Raw genomic sequence first — 22,657 nt, 5'->3', positions numbered from 1 at the left:
CCCTGCGAGGCCGCGATTTTTTTCTCGAGACCCGTGTCAGAAACCGCGGGGGCGCGGCGAAGCGATCTACGGACGGATGGACATTCAGGCAGGCAGAGGGCTCGGGGCGAGCCCTGGGGTCGGCCCCTGTCCATCGTTCGTCGTTCCGTCGTTTCGTCGTTCCGTCGTTGGGTCGTTGGGTTGTTACAGAGAGGGGCGCCGCCCGGGGCGCGCGAACGGCGCGTCGCCGCCCGGGGGCGCGCGAACGGCGCGTAACGAGGCTCGATGCGATGCTGACTCAGGTCATCCAGGATAGGTTGTCTTGCGCTTCTCGCCGCCTGGCACGCTCTCCCACGCCCAGAACCACATCACGATGCCGTCCGCCGCCGTGGCGCCGGTCATCGTCCACCGTCCATCGGCCCTCACGTGGTCGGGCTCCTGCGGATCGTCGCAATAGGCATTGCCGTTCGCGAGCCTGCCGTAGCGTCCCAGGGTCGTCGCTCGTATCACGCCGCTCATGCAGCCACCGTCTTTCGTTGCGTCGTGGGGGCGCGCCCGGCGGCCGCCTGCTCGCGGGCGTCCGGAGCTTTGCGCCGCGGAGCTTATCGCAGGATGCCGAGGGCGAGCTCGATCTGCTGGCGGGAGAAGACGCCGTGGTCGTCGACCGAGTAGTCGTCTGCCTCGAGCCGGAAGGTGCGCGTGGCCGTGACGTCCGCGCGGCCGCTGAAGCGGTACGGGATGACGGGCGTGGCGAACGACTCGCGGACCAGCTGGAGGCCGAGATCGACGGGGATGCTGATGGGGACCCGGACCTGGGTGGTGCGGTCGGAGGGGAGCCAGACGCCGTCGCCGTCGGCGCGGAAGTCGACCGGCAGCGGGTAGCGGCCGGCGAGCACGACCTGGCCGCGGACGGCGCGCACGGCGACGTCGTACGAGTTCGGGTTGTGGACGTTGACGACCACGGTCATGAGGACGCCGAGGCTCGGCGGGAAGCCGATGCGGATGCCGGTGATCTCGGCGTGGTCGAGCTGCATCGTCGGCTTGCTGACGCAGGCGGGACCGGCGATCGCCGTCAGCGCTGCGAGCGCGAGCGCGGGCAGGCTGCGCAGGAGGTGGTTCTTCCGGGGGCTCGGCACGGGCGGGAGCTTAGCCGCGGAGGGACGGGCCGTCACCTCGCACCGTGGCGGCGCGCGAGGCGCCGGCGAGGGGGCGGCGTTGACGCGCGGCCGCGCGGCGGGGATGCTCCGGCGCGCGCCGTCGAGGACCGCGAGACGGCCCGCCTGCCCTTCGACCGCTTGCCCTTGCCGGCATCCCGGCGCTGCGCGACCTGCGAGGAGATTGGATGGAGCCCACGACGATCGAACGTGCGCCCGCGGACGCGCATCGCGCGCTGACGGCGGAGCAGATCGCGGCGATGTGCCGGCGCGCGTTCGGGGAGAGCGCCGTTGTCGCGTCCGCCCGGGAGCTGGGCGGCGGCACCTTCAATACGACGTACCTGGTCTCGCTGGCGCCGGCGCTGGTCGAAGAGCGGCGGGTCATCCTGCGGGTCGCGCCGCCGGACTCGGCCGCGCTGTCGTGGGACGAGGCGGCGCTCATGCGCCGCGAGCTGCACGTTCAGCCGTACTTCGCCGGCCTCTCGACGCTGGCGCCGCGGACGCTGGCGGCGGACTTCACGCGCCAGATCATCGATCGCGACTACGTGTTCCAGACCTTGCTCCCCGGCGAGCGCTGGGACGACGTGGCCGACGCGCTGTCGCCGGAGGAGTCGCTGGCGCTCTGGGAGCAGTTCGGCCGCATCACGAGGACGATCCACGGGACGGCCGGCTCCGCGTTCGGCGGGCCGTTCCCGGTGCCCGAGTTTCCCGCGTGGAGCGAGGCGGTGCTGTACCGCCTGACCTGCTCGCTGCGAACCATGGCGGGGGCGTCGCTCGACGTGACGGACATGGCGGCGGCGATCGAGATCATCCGCGGGGGCGCGGCCGTGCTCGACGAGATCCGGGAGCCGCGGCTCCTGCACGGCGATCTGTGGCTGTTCAACCTGCTGATCGAGCGCGTGGCGGAGGGGCCCAGGATCGTCGGGGTGATCGACGCCGATCGGGCGTTCTGGGGCGATCCGATGGCCGACTGGACGATGTTCGTGCTGTCCAAGTCCGCGTCGCCGGCCAACCGGCCGCTCTACGATCGCTTCTGGGAGGCGTATGGCCGGCCGCCGCAGACGCGGGCCAGCGCGTTCCGGGCGGCCGCGTACGAGGCGATGAACGTCGGGATAGCGCTCCCCTGGGCGGCGCGGCACGGCCACGCCGACCTGGTGGAGCGGGGGAAGCGCGAGCTGCGCGAGGCGCTGGAGGCGCTGCGGCGGCTCCGGCCGTAGGGCGTCCGTACGCGGTGGAGGATGCGCTGTCCGGGAGCCGTCGCCGGTGGAGCGGGGCAGCGAAGGCAGGAACGCACGCGCGGGATGGAGCGTCGCGCGGGGGTCAGGACGAACGCCCGGGGGGAGCGGTGGAGAGGGCGTCGTGCACCTCCTCGCGCGTCCCGGTGCCGGCGAGGACGAGCCATGTCCGGAGCGTCGGCAGGTCGCGCATGGCTTCGACAGCGGAGCGCAGCGATGGAGGCATGGGGCCGAAACGAGCTTCGTACAGCGCGATGGCACCCTGGGCGATCCCCTGCGTGCGTCCCTGCTCGATGAACTGCTCGACGAGCTCCTCGGTGGTCATGACGAACTCCTCTTCCTCCGGCGTCGCCGGCCCGCGCTGTTCGACCTCCGCGCGGAAGCGTAGCAGAGGACCGAGCGCGATGGCGCGCTCCGGCGCATCCTTCGGCAGCTGGCGGAAGTCCTCGATCGCCTCTCGCAAAACGCGCCCACCGCCCATCAGCCGGATCAGCACGGTCGAGCGCACGCGGGGCAGCTCACCGAGCACGACGACGGCGGCCCGCAGCAGGCTCGGTCCTTCGTACACGCCCGCGGGCCAGCCGGCCATCGGCTCCGCCCGCAGACCGTCGAGCACGGCCGTGGGACGGCCCGTCGACAATACCCACAGGAACGGGGGCCCTGCCTCGCGATTGCGGGCCGTGCAGCTTCGCCACAGGGCGAGGTGCTTCTCCACGCACGCGCGCGCCTCGTCGGCGCTCGGCGTATCGCTGTAGGCCTCGATGGTGCACGCCGTCGCCGCGAGGCGGCCCAGGAGCCCGAGCCGCTCTCGACCCGAGGCGCGCGCCGGGTCGGGCTCGTACCACACGTCCGCATGCTGCGCGTCTCCGACGACCTCGGCGTTGGTCACCACCTTGCCTATCGGCGTGAGCCCCTCTTGAGCGATGTCCTTTGCCAGCCGATCGAATCGGTTTCGCATGGCGGGCGCAGGCTGGCACGCCGCGCGGTCGAGATAAAGAAAAAGGCACGCTCAGCCTGCGCGGTGGGACTGAGATGGGGCCTTACGGGCTGCCAGCGTGAAGCATTTGAAATTCGACACATCCTCATGCAGCCGATGGGATGATCGCACCGTCATCAGTCCGCGTCGCCGGCCAACCGGCCGCTCTACGATCGCTTCTGGGAGGCGTATGGCCGACCGCCGCGGACGCGGGCCAGCGCGTTCCGGGCGGCCGCGTACGAGGCGATGAACGTCGGGATCGCGCTCCCCTGGGCCGCGCGGCACGGCCACAGCGACCTGGTGGAGCGGGGGAAGCGCGAGCTGCGCGAGGCGCTGGAGGCGCTGCGGCGGCTCCGGCCGTAGGGCGTCCGTACGCGGTGGAGGACGCGCTGTCCGGGAGCCGTCGCCGGGGGAGCGGGGCGGCGAAGGCAGGAACGCACGCGCTGGAGGGAGTCGTCGCGCGGCGGTCAGGACGAACGCCCGGGGGGAGCGGCGGAGAGGGCGTCGTGCACCTCCTCGCGCGTCCCGGTGCCGGCGAGGACGAGCCATGTCCGGAGCGTCGGCAGGTCGCGCATGGCTTCGACAGCGGAGCGCAGCGATGGAGGCATAGGGCCGAAACGAGCTTCGTACAGCGCGATGGTTCCCTGGGCGGTCCCCTGCGCCACTCCCTGCGCCATCCCCTGTGTGCGTCCCTGCTCGATGAACTGCTCGACGAGCTCCTGGGTGGTCATCACGAACTCCTCTTCCTCCGGCGTCGCCGGCCCGCGCTCGACGACCGCAAGCTGGCACGCCGCGAGGACGAGACCAGAAAAAAGCACGCTCCGCCGGCCCGGCGGTACGGCGATGGGCCCTTACGTGCTGTCGGCGCGATGCGTTTGGAATTCGACACATCCTGTGCGACCGATGGGCCGAGCGCTCCCGTGTATTCATGCCGAACATCGGCCCCGCGATCGCCAGCCGCCCGCGCGAGAGCCACGGGATCTCGCCGCGCCTACCGGCGCGCCCCCCGCAGCATGGGACGCACAGCGCGCCGAAACCCCTTGAAAATAAGGCTTTGCGCGATCGAATCGTCACGGCGAAGTGTCAGGACTCCGCGCCGCTGAGCGCCGCCAAGGTCGAGGGCGCCGTGCTGAGCGGCTCCTCCGACCACGACCCCGTCGAGGTCGAGGCCGACGTTGCGATCCAGCCCCCGTCACCGGGCCCTGGGCGGATGCCGCCCCGCGCTGAGCATCGTCGACCCGAGCGAGACCCGCAAGGGACAGCGCCCATGGCGATGGCTGGGCGGTTACGCAAAAACGACCGAGGAGCCGCTCGCCGTCAGCGTGGCGGCTAGGCACCCTCCCTGCGGGCGCACCGGAACCATGCCCCCTCTTGACACGGAAGAACGTCTTCGCTGGACAGAAGCAACGGACACAACCACAATCTGGCGTCAGGCCGCAGCGGGCATCCCAGCCTACCGACAGCGAGAACCGACGTGACGCGAAACAACGTGTTCATTAGTTATTGCTACGACGACGTAAAGTGGCTTGCGCGGCTCAAAAAGATGCTTCGACCGTTGACCCGCGAGCGAGCGATTTCGGTTTGGGACACCACGCAGATCGGACCTGGGCACAAAAAAAAATGGCGCCAGGAAATTGATGCGGCCATTGATTCCGCGTGTGTCGCAGTGCTTCTAATAAGCTCCAACTTCTTGGACTCCGATCTTATTGTCAACGGTGAACTTCGACGCATTCTTGATTCTGCTTCTCGGCAAGGATTGACAGTGCTTTGGATTTGCGTTGGATCATGTCTCCATGAAGAGACCCCGTTGTGCCACTACTGGGCAGCTAATAACCCGGAGAAGCCATTTGACTCCTATCGCGGAGCACAACGAGACGCCGAGCTCGCGAAGATTGCTCGATTGATTGCAAAGGCCGCGCGAAGTTCAGACGAGGAACACGGCAGTGTACCTCTCGTTCCTCACACCACAAAAATTGTCGCATTACCAGCCCAGACAAACAGCGAAACTTCGGCCGACGGATATGCTGCGCATGCGACAATCGTTGAGGAAATCGAGTCTGTCTCACTCTGGAATCAAGTCGATATGGCAATTAAGCGACGACTAAAACTTCGCGGGAAGATATTGAACCAAACCCCCACGGCTTTAGAATTGAATCGATGTGGCATTCTCGACGAAGGTGGTGCCGCTCTTTATGAGAAGGCGCTTCTGTCTTGCCGTGACCTCTCCCGTTTTCCCGCTTCCGGCGCCCCTTCCGGGATCTCACAAGGTGATACAACGTTGCTTCGTCAGCTGTTGGCAGCAGCAGGCGACTTGAATTATATTGAGCAGCTGTGCGACATGTCCGATGAGCAAGTTGTTGACACGGTATACGACGAGATTTCCGACAAGTCATATGGCCTAATCGATTCGGAGTCGTTCTGCGATGCCATGGCCGATACAAATGCGACGGACTGGGAAATTGATGAGATTGTCATCGACGACGTGAATATTGAAGTGGAGCGAGAGCGTTGTGTGGTTCACTTTCGATTTTTTGCGTCCGGACAGCAGCTGGACGAAAAGATGTACTGCGGCACCCGCATTTGTGGAAGTGCAGATGCCATTGTCAGCGCAGATGGAGACGTTGAATACGAGAATGTCGATGCGAGCATAGAGTACTATGGCGACGACTACGACCCGCACGAGTAGGGCGACCGCACAGTTCGCGGCGGTGCGACAGGACCAAGATATTGCGTGCTGCTCCGAGCACAACGCGCACCTCGACCTCCCTGTGCGGGAACGGCTCGCACCCCAGGCCGGCAACGTGGGCCAGCGGATCGTCGACGGCGACCTCCCGGCGACGAGAGGCATTGTCGTAGTACTTCCCGGCGTGGTGGCCTAGTGGACGGCCACAGCGTCCAGCACGGCCGCGGTGGCGTTCAGGATGGGCTCAAGAGCGCGCTCGTCGAACGCGAGCGAGGTCGACGACAGGCGCCGTCCGCGGCGTCGCCTGCGGGGCGCTGAGGAGCTCCGAGAGGGTGCGAGCGGCGATCTGCGCGGTCGCAAGATCGCCCGCCGCGTGGGCGGCGGTGATGGTCTGCGTCAGGGTCGCGACGAGCACCTGGCGCGGGCTGCCCGCCGGAGACGCAGCGGGCGCTGCTTCGGGTCGAGGAGGGGTCGCCAGCGCTGCCTCTTGCATGGGCGCCGAGGGCATCGCCGGAAGCGTCACGGAATCGTCCGGCCGACCAGAGATCGCGGGGTTAGCGCCCGCGATCGGCGTATTGACGTCGACCTCGATCCCGTCGAAACCCGCGTAAATCCGCTCGATCGTGTCATCCTGCTCCCCCAGACGAGGGGAAGTAGCGCCAGCCCTTCCCATCGAGCCCCGCCCCCAGCGCGGCTCGCCGCGCCCGCCCTTGCGCCGCCCTCGACGCCGGCCCCTCGGCCATGGCATGACGCCCCCATGCCCGAGCGAGCCCTCTCGATCCCCCTCCCCGACGGAAGCGCGGTCTCGGGCGTGCTCCACGCGCCCGCCGCGCGCGCGAAGCGCTCCGGCGTGGCCGTGGTGCTGGGCCACGGGGCCGGCGGCGACATGCACGCGCAGCTCCTGGTCGACGTGGCCAGGGGGCTCAAGGACCGCGGCCACACGGCGCTGCGCTTCAACTTCCCCTACAAGGAGCTCGGCCGCAGGGCGCCCGACAGGCCGGAAAAGCTCGAGATGGCCTACGAGGCGGCCATCGCGCGGCTGCGAAAAGACAAACCCCAGCGGCTCCTGATCGGCGGCAAATCCATGGGCGGCCGGATCGCCTCCCTCCTCGCCGCGCGCGGCGTCCCCTGCGACGGGCTCGTGTTCCTCGGCTACCCGCTGCACCCCGCGGGCAAGCGCGCCCCGCTCCGCGACAAGCACCTCTCGGCCATCGAGGCGCCGATGCTCTTCCTCCAGGGCACCCGCGATCCGCTCTGCAGCCTCGATCTCCTCCGGCCGGTGCTGAAGCGCCTCGGCGCTCGCGCGAGCCTGCATGTGGTGGAGGGCGGCGACCACTCCCTCGAGCTCCTGAAATCCGCCGGACGGACCGCCGACAGCGTGCTCGCCGAGATCCTCGCCGCCATCGACGCCTGGCTCGCGAAGCAGGCCCCCGGCAAGCGCGATGAGCCCCGCCCGCCGGAAGCAGGGCGCGCCCCGCGCAAGCGAGCCGCCGGACGCCGGCCCGCCGCGCCGCGGGCCGCACGTCGACAGCCATGACCGAGCCAGATGGAGGGTGTGAAGCCGATGATCCCGCAAGCGCTGTTCTTCCTGACCCTCGCGTCGACGCTCGGGTGTGGGCTGATCGCGGGGGTGTTCTTCGCGTTCTCGAGCTTCGTGATGCCCGCGCTGGCCAGGCTCCCGCCGGCCGAGGGCATGGCGGCGATGCAGTCGATCAACGTGGTCGTGCTGAATCGCTCATTCCTGGGCGTGTTCGTGGGGACCGCGGGGGCGTGCCTGATCCTCGCCATCGTCTCGATGCTCCGCTGGTCGGAGGCGGGCTCGGCGCTCCGCGTCGCCGGGGGCGCGCTGTACGTCGTCGGCACGTTCCTGGTCACGATGGTGCGCAACGTGCCGCTCAACGATGCGCTGGAGCGGGTCTCGCCGCAGGCCGCGGCGGCCGCGGAGACGTGGGCTCGCTACGTCCCCGCGTGGACGACGTGGAACACCGCGCGGGCGCTCGCGGCCCTCGCGTCCGCCGCCCTGCTCACGCTCGCCCTCGTCCAGAGCGCGCGCGCCGGGTGATCGCGAGTCCGACAGGGAGAGAGCGCGGCGCTGCGCCGCCGATGCCAGAGACGCCATGACGACCCGCGCGTCGTGCCGTCCCCCCGAAGGCAACGGCCGAGTCGGGACGCCGCGACATCGCAGCGAGCCCAGCGCACGATACGACCACGATCGCTCGATCGAGCGGCCGAAGCGGTGGAATTGCAAAAACCGCTCAACGTGGCATATTGGACGTCCCTGCGCAACCCCGTCCAGTCCTTCCCATGTCCACCTCCACCCCCGACCAGCTCTCGATTGGAATTGCCCCAGGAGACGTGCTCCTCGGCAAGTACCGCGTCGAGAGCGTCCTCGGGCGGGGCGCCATGGGGCTCGTCGTCGCCGCGCGCCACCTCGCGCTCGACGATCGCGTCGCGATCAAGGTGCTCCTGCCGCGGTACGTGCAGGATCCAGAGATCCTCCAGCGCTTCCTGAGGGAGGGGCGCGCCGCGGTGCGCATCCGCAGCCCGCACGTCGTGCGCGTCGCCGACGTCGGCACGCTGGAGAACGGCGCGCCGTACATGGTCATGGACCACCTCGAGGGGAAGGACCTCGCCGCCGTGCTCGCGGAGAGCGGGCCCCTCTCGATTCCCCTGGCCGTCGACCTCGTGCTCCAGGCGTGCGAGGCGCTCGCGGAGGCGCACGCGCAAGGCATCGTCCACCGCGACGTGAAGCCGAGCAACCTGTTCCTCACGCGGAACGCGGACGGCTCGCCGTGCGTCAAGGTGCTCGACTTCGGGATCTCGAAGATGTCGCACGCAGAGGACCACGCGCTGACGCGGGTCGGCGGCGTGCTCGGCTCGCCCCTCTACATGTCCCCCGAGCAGCTCCGCTCGGCGAGCGACGTCGACGGCCGCGCGGACATCTATTCGCTGGGCGTCGTGCTCTTCCAGCTGCTCACGGGGCGAACGCCGTTCGTCGCGCTGGAGCTCGCGCAGCTCGTCTATCTGGTCACGCAGGGCGAGCCGCAGCGCCCGCGCGCGCTGCGCCCGGACCTCCCGGAGCCCCTGGAGCAGGCGATCCTCACGGCGATCGCGCGCGATCGCGATCGCCGCTTCCCCACCGCCGCGGACTTCGCGCTCGCGCTCGTGCCCTTCGCCCCGCCGCACCTGCGCGCGGCCGCCGAGCGCCTCTTCGGCGCGCTGCGCGGCGCGCTCCCGGCGGGAGCCCCGCCGCAGGGCGGCGCTGTGCTCGCGGCCTCGGCGCCCGGGGCCGCCACCGCCGCGGCGGCCATGCCCGCCGACGGAGCGCACACGATCGTGCCGGTCGGCACGACGAACCGCAGGCCAGCGTCGCTCGACCGGCGCGTCCTCCCCATCGCGCTCGGGCTCGGCCTCGCGGTCGTGGCCAGCGGCGTGTTCCTCTCGCGCCCATCGCCCGAGACCGCGCCGACCGAGGCCGCGCAGGGCGCTCAGGCGGAGCCCCGCGCCGCGCCCCCGAGCGCCGCGCCTTCCGTGGCCATCGAGCCTTCCGCGAGCGCCGCGCCGTCGCCCGCGGCGGCCGAGCTCCCTCCCGCGGCGGCCGAGCCTCCTCCCGCGGCGGCCAAGCCTTCCGCGAGCGCCGCGCCGCCGCCCGGCGCCGCGCCCGGCGCGTCGGCCGACGGGCAGCACGACCAGGCGCGCGCCACGCCCACCGCGGCGCCGAGGCCCGCGAAGCCGAGCGGCTCGGCTCCCCCGAAGCGCAGCGCGCCGCCCCCGAAGCGGCCCACCGGCGCGGATCCCTTCCAGCGCGATGTCTTCTGATACCCTCGCCGACACGATGACGCCGCCGCAGACGAGGAGCCGAGCGACGCGCGGGCCCAGGTGGATCGCATGCCTCTGCGCGATCGGCGCCGGCCTGACGGCGACGATCGCGGGAGGCCCCGCGGCGAGGGCCGACGACAAGGCGGGCGCCGTGGCGCTGTTCCGGGAGGCGGGGGCGCTCGTCGACGCCGGCCAGGCGGCGCGCGCCTGCCCCAAGTACGAGGAGAGCCTGCGCCTCTACGACAGCGTCAACACCCGGTACTTCCTCGCCGATTGCTACGAGCGCGTCGGCAAGATGGCGTCGGCGTGGGCGCAGTTCCTCGAGGTCGCCGCCCGGGTGCGCGCGAGCGGCGACCCGGCGAAGGAGGCGAAGGCGCGCGAGCGCGCGGCGGCCGTCCAGCCGAAGGTCTCGCGCCTCACGGTGGTCGTCGAGGCCGCGAGCACGCCGGGCCTCGAGGTGAAGCGCGACGGCAGGCCGGTCGGCCCCGGCCAGTGGGGCGTGCCCATGCCCGTCGACGCGGGGACCCACGTCGTCGAGGCGAGCGCGCCGGGCAAGCGGGCGTGGACGGCGCAGATCGCGGTCGAGCCGGGCGGCGCGACCTCGACCCTCGTCGTGCGCGCGCTGGAGGACGACCCCGCGTCGGCGGACGCGGGCGGCGACGGCAGCGGGCGCCGCACGCTCGCGCTCGTGACGGGCGGCGCGGGGATCGTGGCCGTGGGCGTCGGGACGGCGCTCGGCTTCGCGGCGAAAGCGCGGTTCGACGAGTCGCGCCCGTTCTGCAACGGCGACCGCTGCGACCAGCGCGGCATGGACATCCGCGACGGCGCCGTGGCGCGCGCCAACGTCGCGACGGTGGTCTTCGGCGTCGGCCTCGCGGCCATCGCCGGCGGCGGCGTGCTCTGGCTGACCGCGCCGAGCCCGTCGAAGGGCGCGTCGGTCGGGCTGACACCCACGCTGGGCGGCGCGCTCGTGCGAGGCAGCTTCTGATGCGCCTCCGGGTGCTCGCCGCCGGCCTCTGCGCCTCGGTGCTCGCCGCCGGGTGCGGCCTCGTCCTCGGCATCTCGTCCGGCGAATACGACCCCGACCCGTTCGGCCTCGATGGCGGCGCCGCGGGCGCTGGCGGCACCGCGGGCTCTGGCGGCGCCGCGGGCACGGGCGGCGCCGCGGGAACCGGGGGCGCCGGCGCCTCAGACGCCGGGGCCGAGCCGCCTCCCTGCACGGCGCTCCTGGACGACCTCGAGGACGGCGACAGCGCGATCCTCCGGTGCCAGGGCCGCGTCGGCAGCTGGTACACGTACAACGACGGCACCCGGAGCGGCACGCAGACGCCTTTGCCCGGCCGCCCCTTCGTCCCGGTCTCGCCCGGGCACGACCCGAGCAACTACGCCGCCCACGTCGCCGGAAGCGGCTTCGTCACGAGGGGGGCCGGGATGGGGTTCGACCTCAACCTCGCCCCGGGAGGAGCGAAGTTGAGCTACGACGCCTCCGCCTACGTGGGCCTGACCTTCTGGGCCAAGGCGGCGGCGCCGACGCACATCTACGTGAACTTCCCCGACCGCAACACCGATCGCGAAGGCGGCGTGTGCGAGGGCTCGGGCTGCGGCGACCACTTCGGCGAGGGGCTCGACCTCACGACCGAGTGGGCGCAGTACACCGTCATGTTCTCCGTCCTCAGCACGGACGGCTGGGGCGTCCCGGCGCCCCCGGCGTTCGACGCCGCGCACGTCTATTCGATCGAGTTCCACACGGCGAAGTCGACCGTGTTCGACATGCTCGTCGACGACATCGCGTTCGTCCCCTGAGCTGCGCGCGCGGCGCTCGCTCAGGGCTCCGGCGAGTCGATGCGCATGAACGAGAGGGTGCGGAACGTGCGCTTGCTGAGCTTCCAGCCCGAGTTCGTCAAGACCGCCTCGTTCTCGTAGGTGCCATGCGCGACCTGGACGCTGCTCAGCGGGTCGTAGACGTGCGTCGCGATCAGGTAGGAGGTGATCTTCGCCCGGCGGCCGCCAGGGAGGATGTCGATACGAACGTTGCTGATCAGGTGCTGCGTGCCCACGTAACCGGACTCCGCGAACAGGACGTCGATGAAATCGGCCCAGGCCTCGGCGCTGGGCACCGAGACCACCGGCGGGTCGCCCGGATCGGCGCCGGCTTCCCAGATGAGGACGGGCGCGTCCTCGGTGAAGCACCTCGCGTAGATCGCCTTGCCCGTCTCCAGATCACCGCGGCCGATCGCGTCGGTCCCGGCCGCGTAGCAGTACTCGAGCTGCTCGATCTCCTGCAGCGCCTTGAGCTCCGGCAGGCCGTTCGGGGGCGTGCCCTCCGCGGGCTTCGCGATCGACATGGTGACGGCGCCCGCCAGCGCGAGCGCGGAGGCCGCCGGCAAGGCACGACGCAGAAAGCCGCTGAAACGATCGCCGTTCGTGCTCATGGAACTCACCCCTTTCGGTGGGCGTATGCAAGTCGCCAAGGATCAAAGATATAACCTAAATATCTTAACAAACTCCGTCAAGGACAGATTGCCCCGAGCTTCAGGATCTGACGCGAGGGCGTCGCGTCATCGCGTCATCACGTCATCGTGTGATCATGTGGCAGGTTCGACGGTCGAGCTCCACAGGTTCGGGCGCACGTGCGGAGCCGTCGTCCGCCCGGCGCTCGCCGGCGACGTCGACGTACGCTGTCAGATTGTCCACCTCGCGCCACCTCGCGCCGCGCGGCCAGCGCTGGTGAGCCGCGCTACACGCGCGCTACGCGGCGCTCCGGCGCATGCTGCGAATGCAGTGCTCGAGCCCCTGGCGCAGCGTCGAGCGCGTCTCGATCGACGAGAGATCCACGCCCAGCCCGACGATGGTCTGGGCGATCGCCGGGTGGATGCCCGTGATGATCCCCTCGGCGCCGAGGAGCTTGATGGCCGCGGAGAGCTTCAAGAGGTGGTTCGCCGTCTCCGTGTCCATCGCGTCGATCCCGGTGAGATCGAGGATGGCATAGCGCGCCTGCGTCCGGACGACCTCGCGGAGCACGCCTTCCATCACGTCGGCGGCGCGCGTGCTGTCGAGCATGCCCACGAGGGGCAGCGTGAGCACGCGGTCCCACACCTGGATGATCGGCGTCGACAGCGAGCGGATGACCTGCTGCTGCCGCTCGATGAGATCGAGCTTCGCGCGGAGCTCCTGCTCGATCCGCTTCGAGGCCGTGACGTCGAGGGTGACCCCCGCGACGTGGGTGACGTCGCCGCGCTCGTTCTGGATGGGCAGATACCAGGCCTCCCAGTGGACGCCGTCGATCTCGTTCACGAAGGTCGACATCGTGCCCTCGAGCGCCTTGCGCAGGACCGCCGTGCCCGACTCCGGGTAGATCTCGAAGATGTTGAGGCCGACGAACTGCCCCGGCTTGAGCCCCGCGGACTCGAGCCCCTTCCCGTCGTGGAGGACGAATTCCCCCCGCGCGTCGATCGCCCACAGGCAGACGGGGAGGTGGTCGTTGATCGCCCGGAGGAGCTTCAGCTGTATCTCGTGCTGGATGCGCTCCTCGGCGTCGCGGAGCGTTCCATAGACCTCTTCCTTCTCGGGCACCCATCGCGCGTCGCACTGGAAGTACTTGAAGGATCCGTCGGCCGTCTTCAGCCGCACGTCGACGGTTATGGGCTCCGCCGCGGCGCGGACACGCCGCCACGCCTCGTCGAACGAGCGCCTGTCGTCCGGATGAACCAGGGGGCCGAGCCCTGCTGCAGACTCCCCGTCGAGGAGCTCGGCGCCCATCGCGCGCGTGAGCGCGCGGCTCGCGCGGAGCAGCGCGCCACCCTCGCCGGCGATGAAGACCAGCTCCGTACAATGCAGGAAAAAGTCGTCGAGCGTGCTGGTCGTGCTGTCTGGCTGTGGCATGTCCAGCTTGGCAGACTACCTCGATCGAGCCGTCAGTGTCGAGGATCCATATCGAGCAGACGGGTTACCGGCGCGCCTAGAACGCTCCCCCACGCTCGCCCGCTCGGGGCCTCTTGGGTGCTCTGTGTGCTGCCGTACTCACGTGTCGATTGGGACGGCGCGCGTCCAGGTTGCCCGGGGGATGCCGCGAGGCGCCATCCACGAGGCGCCGCGGCTCCCCCGCTCCTCCCGATACCTGGATAGAGAGCGCCGCGACGGCGATCGCAGCGCCGACAGCCATCGAGCGGCCGGCGTGCACCATGGTGGGACAACGGCGCACCGTCTCTCGCTGCCACCGCCGTGTGCCCGCCAGCCGTCGAGCGAAGGCACGTACACGACAACTGTGCAGCTTCGCCGGCGCCGGCGGCCGCCCCCCCGATCCGCGGCGGAGCACGGCAACGGCACGCGGCATCGCACCGCCGCCGGGTGAGGCATTTTGCTCCACAGGGCGCTCGGTGAGGCGCTTTTGCGCCATGCAATGCTCGTCGGCCTATCGGGCGAGAGCGGGCGCCGAGCGTCATTGGCCTCGCGGCTGAGGCCGTCGCAGCGAAACAAGATGATGGCATTGCATCATGAAACCTTCTGGTTCCAGGCCATGGAAACCCGTTGCGAACGTGGTCGAGCATGGTAAGCCAAGCAGGCTTCATCGTCGTAGCCGCGCGATCATCGTCGATCACCGTCAATCGCCGTCGATTGTCAAATTCCGTCGCGAGCCAGGTCGGACGAGGCCCTACGAAATCGATGCCAGGACGTCGCTTCGGCCTCGCCCGGGATGACCTTTCGGCGAGCAAACGGACTGCCAACATGGATGGAACGATCATGAAGAGACATGGATGTTCTCGGTACTGGTTGACCGGACTGGCCACGCTGGCGCTCTTCCCTGCCGGCTGCATCGACGATCCAGGCGCAGACCCGGAGGCGCTCGACACCGACGAGGCGGCCGCCGTGACGGGCGCCCCGTTGACCAGCGTCGCGTCCGGGAAATGCCTGGACGTGAAAGGGAGGAGCACCACGACAGGGACCGCCCTGCAGATCTACACCTGCAATGGACAGGACAACCAGAGCTTCAATTTTACATCCGCAGGTGAGCTCCAGGTCTACGGCGGCACCCGGTGCGTCGAGCCGGCGAACGGCGCGACCACCGCGGGGACCAAGGCCGTGATCGCCAATTGCAGCGGCCAGGCTCGCCAGAAATGGACGAGGAGCTCGGCCGGCGCCATCGTCCACCAGCAGTCCGGGCTATGCCTGGACGTGGAGGGGCAGCGGACGACCAACGGCACCGCCGTTCAGATCTGGACCTGCAACAACCAGACGAACCAGCGATGGTCGTCGACGGGGTCGGGCTGCAGCTCGGGGGTCTGCGAGGTCGTCCAGGTCGCCACGGACACCGACCTCCCGTGGGGCCTGGTCTCGCTGCCGGACGGCACGGTCCTTTACAGCCGGAGGGACGCGGACGACATCGTCCAGCTCAACCCGAGCACCGGCGCGAAGACCTCGATCGGCACGGTGCCGAACGTCGCGGGCACGGACGGCGAAGGGGGCCTGATGGGGCTGGCCATCGCGCCGACGTTCGAGACCGACCGCTGGCTCTACATCATGCACACGTCGCCCACGGACAACCGGATCGTGCGGATCCAGGTCGTCGGCAACCAGCTCGACACGTCCACCGAGCAGGTGCTGATCTCGGGCATCCCCCGCAACAAGTACCACAACGGCGGCCGGCTGCGGTGGGGGCCGGACGGCAAGCTCTACGCGACGACGGGCGACGCGCAGAACGCGAACCTGGCGCAGGACACGAGCAGCCTCGCCGGGAAGGTCCTGCGGCTCGATCCCGACGGCAGCGTCCCGTCGGACAACCCGTTCGGGAACTACGTGTGGAGCTACGGCCACCGGAACCCGCAGGGGCTGGCGTTCGACTCCGCGGGTCGGCTCTGGGAGCAGGAGTTCGGCAACACCGTGATGGATGAGACCAACCTCATCCAGAAAGGCGGCAACTACGGCTGGCCGAACTGCGAGGGCACCGTCTCGCAAGGCGGCAGCGGGTGCGGCACCGCGGGCTACATCGCGCCCAAGCTCACGTACCCGACCTCCGAGGGGTCGTGCAGCGGGATCGCGATCGTGGACGACGTCTTCTACGCCGCGTGTCAGCGGGGGACACGGATGTACCGCGCGGTCATCAGCGGGAGCAGCCTCACCAGCGTGCAGCAGCTGTTCGTGGGCACCTACGGCCGCCTCCGCACCGTCGAGCCCACCCTCGACGGCAATCTCTGGCTGACGACGACCAACACCGGGGGCACGGACAGCGTCCCCAACAACAGCAACGAGCGCATCTTCCGCGTCATCCTCGGCGACTGAGCCGGGATCAGAACGGGGTGCCGCCGTCCTCGGGGACGATGATCGATTTCAGCGCCCCGTCCTGGCAATCCGCCTGCAAACGGAAACCCTTCTCGGCGTCCGACAGATCGAAGCGGTGGGTGACGATGGAATCGACGTCCACCGCGCCCTCGGCGACCATGTGGATCGCCCGCGGGTACACATGCCCCATGCGCCGGGAGAACTTCACCTTCAGCCCCTTGCGGCGGCACAGCGCCGCCGGCAAGGCGTAGCGGTCGCCCTCGGGGATGCCCGCCAGCAGGATCCGCCCGCCGATGCGCGCGGCTTCGGCCGCGTGGTGGAAGCCGTCGGGCGAGTTCGTCGCCTCGAGCACGAGATCGGCGCCCCGGCCGCCCGTCCACTCCAGGACGGCCGCCAGCGCCGGCGCCGCGTCGTGCGCGCCCAGCCGACGCGCCGCCTCGGCCCGGTAGGCCACGGGATCGATGGCGAAGACGCGGGCGGCGCCCGAGCGGCGCGCGAGCTGGACCAGGCACAGGCCGATCGGCCCGCAGCCCAGCACCACCACCGTCTCCTGCAGGTGGGGCCGGGCGAGGTCGATGGCGTGGATCGCGACGCCGAGCGGCTCCAGCATCACCGCCCGGCGCACCGAGAAGCCCGCCGGGACCGGCACGACCTGGTCGGGATGCACGACGACCCGCTCCGTCATGCCGCCATGGAGCGGCGGCGCCCCCAGAAACTCCACGAAGGGGCACAGGTTCACGTGGCCGCGCTGGCACCACTCGCAGCGGCCGCAGGAGTGCGCGGGGTCGACGGCGACCAGCTGCCCCCTGGACAGGCCCAGCTCCGGATGGTCCTGGACGACCCAGCCGGCGAGCTCGTGTCCCGGCACGAAGGCGCGGTGGATCTGCGCCGAGCCGATCCCCCCCTCCAGGTAATAATGCAGATCGCTGCCGCAGATCCCGCAGCCGGCGACCTGGATCATCACCATGCCGTCGCGCGGCTGCGGAGGCTCGACCTCGCCGAACCGGACGTCGCGGATGCCGTGGATGAAGGTTGCGCGCACCGCCTCACTCTTCCCTTTCGCCGCCCCCGCCGGTGCCCGGCCTCTCCGAGCTGAACAACCGTGCGGGCGCGAAGGCGCATGTAATCTTCCTCGGCGAGCGCTTGTCAACCCACGTTCCGGATCGCTGGCGGCGGCCACCTCGACGCGCGACGCAATGGTAAGTTAGACTAACTATTCTTTTGGGAGGAGTCGAACCGCATGACGCCCGTCAGCGGATGAGCCCGTTCGCGCGGAACATCCGCTCGTAGATCGCGCGAATCACGGGTTCCTTGTGCTTGTTGTAGTCCATCACCATGCCGCTCCCCGCGGAGATCGCGGACGCGGCCGCGAGCTTCGCCCGGCGGTAGAGCTCGAGATCCTCCGGGTGCTCGGTGAGCCACTGGCGGAACATCCGGTGGCGGATCACCTCCGGGCAGTCGGGGCCGAAGACATGCACGTTGCTGTTCGGCTCGGCGAGCTGGAGGCACCGATGCTCGTGCCACTCCGGCTCGCGAATGACCAGCGTGAACCCGGCGCTCGACAGCGCGGGGACGTACGCGCGCTCGTCGGCGGGATCGGCGACGGTGAGGTCGACGTCGATCGTCGGCTTGGCGGGCAGCCCTTTCACCGAGGTCGAGCCGACGTGCTCGATCGCCAGGGCGGCGCCGCCGAGGGCGGCGCGGATCTTCCGCGCGACAACGTCGAAGAGCGCCGGCCAGCGCTCGTCGTAGTCGACGACGGCGATCGGCGACGGCGCCGGTGGGCCGTTCACCCACGGGTTCTGATCGGGCGCGGGCTCGTGGTGCTTCGTGATCTCCTCTGCGGTGGGCACGGCGCGAGTATAGGCGCGCCGTGCTCCGCGTCCCGTGGGAAGATCGGATCGAGCCTCGATCCCGCGGCGAGGAAGCTGGAGATCGGCCCGAGCCGAGCCCGCGGCGAGGGAGCGCGAGATGAGATCCGCGCCCGCCGGAGGCCGCGATCATCGATAGCGCGGCGGCGCGTTGGCGATGTAGGCGAGCAGCTCGTCCTCGCTGTCGCTGATGATGCGATCGACGCCGTCCTCGCGGCTATGGCGCCGGACCTGCAGCGCCCCGGCGGAGGTCGCCACGAGGACGGCCACGCACCCGAAACCGCGCACCGCGGCCGTCCGCAGCCGCAGCGTCGCCTCTTCGAATTGCGGATCGTTTCGCCCCGGGGCCGCGCGAATGTCCAGGAGCAGCGACATCGCGCTCCGGTCGACCGGGGCGAGCGCAGCGATGATTTCCAGGCACTTCTGCTCGATCTGCTCGAGGGAATCGAACGGCGCGGCGGTCCGCGTGACCCGCACGATCCTCGCTATGGGATCGACGGCCACGATGAAATGGACGTTGCGCAGGACCTCGGGCATGAGCGCTCCACCATCGTACCGTGGATCCCGCCCGAGGCAGGTCGCTTGCGCGGGCTCGAAAGATACGACGTCGAGCTCGGCCCCCGATTCTGAGCAGCCCAGGAATCTCTGCCGCGCCCGCGCCATAGGGTCGTGTCCGCTGCGCCGGGACACCAGGGTTGTGCCCCCGCGACGCCCGCACACGATGGCTGTGCCCGGCGGCCGTCGCTGTGCACGGCGTGGCCATCCGCGCCCGGGCCGCCGCTCGAAAGCCGCGGCGCGGCGCGTGGCATCCTCCGTGCTCGCGCCGCAGCGCGTGGCGCCGGCGCTCGTCGCCGCGCCGGTCGGGGAGCTCGCATGCCGCTACGGATCGAGGAGTACGCGCTGCTCGGGGACACACAGACCGCGGCGCTGGTCGGGCGCGACGGCTCCATCGACTGGCTGTGCCTGCCGCGCTTCGATTCGGCCGCCTGCTTCGCCGCCCTGCTCGGGGCGCCGGAGCACGGCCGCTTCCGGATCGCGCCGAAGGACCCGGCGCCCCGCGTCGCGCGCCGCTACCGCGAGGGCACGCTCGTGCTCGAGACCGAGTTCACCACGGCCGAAGGCGCGGTCCGGCTCGTGGATTGCATGCCGCTGCGCGGGAGGGCGCCGGACGTGGTGCGCGTCGTCGAGGGCGTGCGCGGCCGGGTCCCGGTCTCCCTGGAGCTCATCATTCGCTTCGATTACGGCTCGATCGTGCCCTGGGTGCGCTCGATCGGCGGCGCGCTGCGCGCGGTGGCCGGGCCCGACGCGCTGATCCTGCGCGCGGGGGTGCCGCTCCGCGGCGCGGGGCTCACCACGGTCGCCGACTTCGACGTCCACGCGGGACAGCGCATCCCCTTCGTGCTCACGTGGCACCCGTCGCACGAGCCGCCGCCCGAGGCGCTCGACGCCGAGCGCGAGGTGCAGAACGCCGAGGCGTGGTGGCGCTCCTGGTCGAGCCGCTGCGCCCACGCCGGACCGTGGAGGGAGGCGGTCGTCTCGTCGCTCGTCGCCCTCAAGGCCCTCACCCACGCGCCCACCGGCGGGCTCGTCGCGGCGCCGACGACCTCGCTCCCCGAGTGGATCGGCGGCGTGCGCAACTGGGACTACCGCTTCTGCTGGCTGCGCGACGCGACCCTCACGCTCTACGCGCTGCTGCTCGGCGGCCACAGCGACGAGGCCGAGGCCTGGCGCGACTGGCTCCTGCGCGCCATCGCGGGCGACCCCTCGAAGCTCCAGATCCTCTACGGCATCGCGGGCGAGCGGCGGCTCCGCGAGGTCGAGCTCCCCTGGCTGCCGGGCTACGAGGGCTCGCGGCCGGTGCGCGCCGGCAACGCCGCGGTCGCGCAGCTCCAGCTCGACGTCTACGGCGAGGTGATGGACACGATGTACCAGGCGCGCCGCACCGGCCTCGCGCCGGAGCCGGAGGCCTGGCGCCTCCAGCGCAAGCTGATGGACTTCCTCGAGTCGAACTGGCGCCGGCCCGACGAGGGCATCTGGGAGGTGCGGGGCGGGCCGCGCCCCTTCACCTATTCGCGGGTGATGGCCTGGGTCGCGTTCGATCGCGCCGTGAAGACCGTGGAGCAGCTCGGGCTGGAAGGCCCGGTCGACCGCTGGCGCGCGCTGCGCGACGCGGTGCACGCCGAGGTGTGCGAGAAGGGGTTCGACCGGGGCCGCGGCGCGTTCACGCAGTCGTACGGCAGCCAGGTGCTCGACGCGAGCACGCTGCTCATCCCGCTCGTCGGCTTCCTCCCGCCGGACGACCCGCGCGTCGCGGGCACGGTGCGCGCGATCGAGCGCGAGCTCCTGCGCGGGGGCTTCGTGCTCCGCTACCCGACCGGCCCGGCGGGGGCGGTCGACGGCCTGCCCGGCGGCGAGGGGGTGTTCCTCGCGTGCAGCTTCTGGCTGGCGGACTGCTATGCCCTCATGGGCCGCGCCGCCGAGGCGCGGGCGCTGTTCGAGCGGCTGCTCGCCCTGCGCAACGACGTCGGCCTGCTCTCGGAGGAGTACGACCCCGCGAGCGAGCGGCTGCTCGGGAACTTCCCCCAGGCGTTCAGCCATCTGGCGCTGGTCGACACCGCGTTCAATCTTGCCCTGGACCGCGAGGGGCCCGCGGCTCATCGATCTCGTTGAGGCTCACACGAAGAAAGGAGAGCTCGATGCGCGCCATCACGGTCGAGCCCGGCAAACCGAGCTCCGGGCGCCTGGAAGACATCCCCGAGCCGCCCAGCGCGCACGGGCCGGTGCTGGTCAAGACGCTCGCCGTCGGCGTGTGCGGCACGGACGTCGAGATCGTGGGCGGCGGTTACGGGTGGGCGCCGCCGGGCAAGGCGCGGCTCGTGATCGGGCACGAGTCGCTCGGCGAGGTGCTCGAGGCGCCGCCCGGGAGCGGGCTCGACCGGGGCGACTGGGTGGTGGGGATCGTGCGCCGCCCCGATCCGGTCCCGTGCGCGAGCTGCGCGGCGGGCGAGTGGGACATGTGCCGCAACGGCCGCTACACCGAGCGCGGCATCAAGGCGATCGACGGCTACGCCTCGGAGCGGTACCGCATCGAGCCCGAGTTCGCGGTGGTCGTCGACAAGAAGCTCGGCGAGCGCGGCGTGCTGCTCGAGCCGGCGAGCGTCGTGGCCAAGGCGTGGGACCAGATCGAGCGCATCGGCGCGCGGACGAGCTGGAAGCCGCGGAGCGTGCTCGTCACGGGGGCGGGCCCCATCGGCCTGCTCGCGGCGCTGCTCGGCGTGGAGCGCGGCCTCGAGGTGCGCGTGCTCGACCGGGTGACCGAGGGGCCGAAGCCCGGCCTCGTGCGCGATCTCGGGGCGACGTACCACGCGAGCAGCGTGCAGGAGGCCGGGGCGGGCGTGGACGTGGTCATCGAGTGCACGGGCGTCGGGCGGCTCATCTACGACGCGATGCTGGTCGTGGCGCCGGTCGGCCTCGTGTGCCTCGCCGGGGTGTCGTCGGGCGGGCGGACGCTCCCGGTCGACGTGCAGGGGCTGAACCGCGAGATGGTGCTCGAGAACACGGTCGTCTTCGGCACGGTCAACGCGAATCGGCGGCACTACGAGGCGGCCGCCGCGTCGCTCGCCCGGGCGGATCAAGGCTGGCTCGACCGCCTCCTCACCCGCCGGGTCCCGCTCGACCGCTGGGCCGAGGCGCTCGTGCGAAAGCCGGCGGACGTGAAGCCCATCATCGCCTTCGCGTGAGCGCGCCGGCGCCGCCGGAGGAGGGACCTCTCGGGCCCGCGGAAGACGGCCCTTGTGGGTCACTCGATAGCGCAGTCGGGCGCCGAGCTCGGGTCCGCGACCCACGCCGCGAGGCGCGCGGTCCCGGCGTCGCCCCACGCGTCGTGCGCCAGCTGGTTGAGCCGGCACCACTCATGGCGTGTCTGCTGGACGGCGAGCGACTTCGCCGCCAGGTGCTGCGCCGTGCGATCCGTCAATGATGTTTTGTCCTTGCTGAGCTCGTCGTGCGTCATCGCGACCGGAGGCGGACAGTAGTCCCCCTGCTCGTACTCGACCGTACCCGAGACGAGCCCATAGGCCTTCTTCCGCTCGACCCGGACCGTCACGATGGCGTATTCCGGGTACGGTGCGCGGGCGTCGCGCGTCACCGCCGCTCGCTTCGGCTTGTCGCCCTGCACGACGATGAAGCCCGTCGACGGGATCGCGGAATACGGCACGAGCGCGGGGAAAGCGGTGAGCGACTCGTCCACGAGGACGTCGCCGCCGAGCTCGACCCAGTTCGTGTGTGCGTAGAAGTCCTGCACCGCGTGGAGCGAACGCCCGAAGGCCAGCATGGCCCGGGCATCCCCATCCAGGAGCGGAATGCCCGGGCCCAGCGCGCGCACCGCCTCGGCTTGACTCGCGGCGACGAAGGCGGCGCCTCCGCTGAAGTTGCAGTCATCGAAGTGGGCGGCGTTGCTGAAATGGAACGCGACGTCCGTGGACACGTTCCCGACCTTCAGGGCTGTGAGCACGGAAGGCTTCAGGAACGACAGGGCCGTGTAGGTGATCTCCTCGTGGTTCGGCTCGCCGGGCGCCGTCGAGAATGCATCGGCGCTCTCGTCGAGCGCCTCCGCGGTTTCAACTTCGCCGACGCAGCCGAGCGTCAGCGAGAGACCCATGATT

General features: G+C 70.6%; 20 protein-coding genes. 10 read left to right on the top strand and 10 right to left on the bottom strand.

All coding sequences use genetic code 11. The features are described from left to right. Positions 1 to 282 precede the first annotated feature (282 nt). Entirely contained in the window at positions 283 to 498 is a 216-nt protein-coding gene (locus WME98_RS40910) for a hypothetical protein (protein WP_061623509.1), read from the bottom strand. A gap of 83 nt (positions 499 to 581) precedes the next feature. Beyond that, positions 582 to 1,115 carry a hypothetical protein gene (locus tag WME98_RS40905; protein ID WP_437947085.1) on the bottom strand — a complete coding sequence of 178 codons (534 nt, stop codon included), beginning with the start codon at positions 1,113 to 1,115 and terminating at the stop codon, positions 582 to 584. Positions 1,116 to 1,321: 206 nt separating this feature from the next. Here WME98_RS40905 and WME98_RS40900 point away from each other — a divergent pair, with 206 nt between their 5' ends. Further along, positions 1,322 to 2,350 (top strand): phosphotransferase family protein, encoded by a 1,029-nt coding sequence (locus WME98_RS40900; RefSeq protein ID WP_437947084.1) that lies wholly within the window; start codon positions 1,322 to 1,324, stop codon positions 2,348 to 2,350. Positions 2,351 to 2,453: 103 nt separating this feature from the next. Here the strand turns inward: WME98_RS40900 and WME98_RS40895 are convergent, their stop codons facing one another. Then, the gene (locus WME98_RS40895) at positions 2,454 to 3,326 is read right to left on the bottom strand and encodes a hypothetical protein (RefSeq protein ID WP_437947083.1); all 873 of its coding nucleotides are present in this window, start codon (positions 3,324 to 3,326) and stop codon (positions 2,454 to 2,456) included. 485 nt (positions 3,327 to 3,811) lie between these two features. Beyond that, a complete protein-coding gene (locus WME98_RS40890; protein ID WP_437947082.1) occupies positions 3,812 to 4,162 on the bottom strand; it encodes a hypothetical protein in 351 nt (116 codons plus the stop codon). A gap of 671 nt (positions 4,163 to 4,833) precedes the next feature. Between WME98_RS40890 and WME98_RS40885 the strand changes: the two genes are divergently transcribed. The 6 genes from WME98_RS40885 (at position 4,834) to WME98_RS40860 (ending at position 11,649) form a co-directional block, all read left to right on the top strand. Further along, the gene (locus WME98_RS40885; protein WP_437947081.1) at positions 4,834 to 6,030 is read left to right on the top strand and encodes a toll/interleukin-1 receptor domain-containing protein; all 1,197 of its coding nucleotides are present in this window, start codon (positions 4,834 to 4,836) and stop codon (positions 6,028 to 6,030) included. Between the two features lie 754 nt (positions 6,031 to 6,784). After that, positions 6,785 to 7,564 carry an alpha/beta hydrolase family protein gene (locus tag WME98_RS40880; protein ID WP_437947080.1) on the top strand — a complete coding sequence of 260 codons (780 nt, stop codon included), beginning with the start codon at positions 6,785 to 6,787 and terminating at the stop codon, positions 7,562 to 7,564. A 27-nt stretch (positions 7,565 to 7,591) separates the two neighbouring features. Continuing rightward, positions 7,592 to 8,089 carry an anthrone oxygenase family protein gene (locus tag WME98_RS40875; RefSeq protein WP_437947079.1) on the top strand — a complete coding sequence of 166 codons (498 nt, stop codon included), beginning with the start codon at positions 7,592 to 7,594 and terminating at the stop codon, positions 8,087 to 8,089. A gap of 242 nt (positions 8,090 to 8,331) precedes the next feature. Then, complete coding sequence (locus WME98_RS40870) at positions 8,332 to 9,846, top strand: serine/threonine-protein kinase (RefSeq protein WP_437947078.1); 1,515 nt, start codon at positions 8,332 to 8,334, stop codon at positions 9,844 to 9,846. After that, positions 9,836 to 10,834 (top strand): hypothetical protein, encoded by a 999-nt coding sequence (locus tag WME98_RS40865; RefSeq protein ID WP_437947077.1) that lies wholly within the window; start codon positions 9,836 to 9,838, stop codon positions 10,832 to 10,834. The genes WME98_RS40870 and WME98_RS40865 overlap by 11 nt, the downstream gene beginning before the upstream one ends. Next, positions 10,834 to 11,649 (top strand): hypothetical protein, encoded by an 816-nt coding sequence (locus WME98_RS40860; RefSeq protein ID WP_437947076.1) that lies wholly within the window; start codon positions 10,834 to 10,836, stop codon positions 11,647 to 11,649. Before WME98_RS40865 ends, WME98_RS40860 begins: the two co-directional genes overlap by 1 nt. A gap of 20 nt (positions 11,650 to 11,669) precedes the next feature. Here WME98_RS40860 and WME98_RS40855 read toward each other — a convergent pair whose 3' ends face one another. Both WME98_RS40855 and WME98_RS40850 read right to left on the bottom strand, forming a co-directional pair. After that, complete coding sequence (locus tag WME98_RS40855) at positions 11,670 to 12,278, bottom strand: nuclear transport factor 2 family protein (protein WP_437947075.1); 609 nt, start codon at positions 12,276 to 12,278, stop codon at positions 11,670 to 11,672. A gap of 316 nt (positions 12,279 to 12,594) precedes the next feature. Beyond that, positions 12,595 to 13,728, bottom strand: coding sequence for an STAS domain-containing protein (locus WME98_RS40850; RefSeq protein WP_437947074.1), 1,134 nt, complete (start codon positions 13,726 to 13,728; stop codon positions 12,595 to 12,597). 858 nt (positions 13,729 to 14,586) lie between these two features. Between WME98_RS40850 and WME98_RS40845 the strand changes: the two genes are divergently transcribed. After that, a complete protein-coding gene (locus WME98_RS40845; RefSeq protein WP_437947073.1) occupies positions 14,587 to 16,122 on the top strand; it encodes a lectin in 1,536 nt (511 codons plus the stop codon). A gap of 7 nt (positions 16,123 to 16,129) precedes the next feature. On the opposite strand, the gene WME98_RS40840 is transcribed toward WME98_RS40845, so the two are convergent. The 3 genes from WME98_RS40840 to WME98_RS40830 all read right to left on the bottom strand — a co-directional run bounded on the left by WME98_RS40840 (position 16,130) and on the right by WME98_RS40830 (position 18,530). Continuing rightward, positions 16,130 to 17,164 (bottom strand): zinc-dependent alcohol dehydrogenase, encoded by a 1,035-nt coding sequence (locus WME98_RS40840; RefSeq protein WP_437337941.1) that lies wholly within the window; start codon positions 17,162 to 17,164, stop codon positions 16,130 to 16,132. 208 nt (positions 17,165 to 17,372) lie between these two features. Next, positions 17,373 to 17,975 carry a GrpB family protein gene (locus tag WME98_RS40835; protein WP_437947072.1) on the bottom strand — a complete coding sequence of 201 codons (603 nt, stop codon included), beginning with the start codon at positions 17,973 to 17,975 and terminating at the stop codon, positions 17,373 to 17,375. A gap of 147 nt (positions 17,976 to 18,122) precedes the next feature. Further along, a complete protein-coding gene (locus WME98_RS40830) occupies positions 18,123 to 18,530 on the bottom strand; it encodes a hypothetical protein (RefSeq protein WP_437337939.1) in 408 nt (135 codons plus the stop codon). A gap of 336 nt (positions 18,531 to 18,866) precedes the next feature. Here WME98_RS40830 and WME98_RS40825 point away from each other — a divergent pair, with 336 nt between their 5' ends. Next, entirely contained in the window at positions 18,867 to 20,663 is a 1,797-nt protein-coding gene (locus WME98_RS40825) for a glycoside hydrolase family 15 protein (protein WP_437947071.1), read from the top strand. Between the two features lie 26 nt (positions 20,664 to 20,689). Beyond that, positions 20,690 to 21,733 carry a glucose 1-dehydrogenase gene (locus tag WME98_RS40820; protein ID WP_061629098.1) on the top strand — a complete coding sequence of 348 codons (1,044 nt, stop codon included), beginning with the start codon at positions 20,690 to 20,692 and terminating at the stop codon, positions 21,731 to 21,733. Between the two features lie 59 nt (positions 21,734 to 21,792). Here the strand turns inward: WME98_RS40820 and WME98_RS40815 are convergent, their stop codons facing one another. Further along, a complete protein-coding gene (locus WME98_RS40815) occupies positions 21,793 to 22,653 on the bottom strand; it encodes a hypothetical protein (protein ID WP_437947070.1) in 861 nt (286 codons plus the stop codon). Positions 22,654 to 22,657 lie beyond the last annotated feature (4 nt).

Origin of the sequence: Sorangium sp. So ce296 (assembly GCF_051529605.1) — a bacterium.
In the GTDB taxonomy this organism is placed as follows: Bacteria; Myxococcota_A; Polyangia; order Polyangiales; family Polyangiaceae; genus Sorangium; species Sorangium cellulosum_D.
This window is presented reverse-complemented; position numbering and strand designations above follow the sequence as displayed.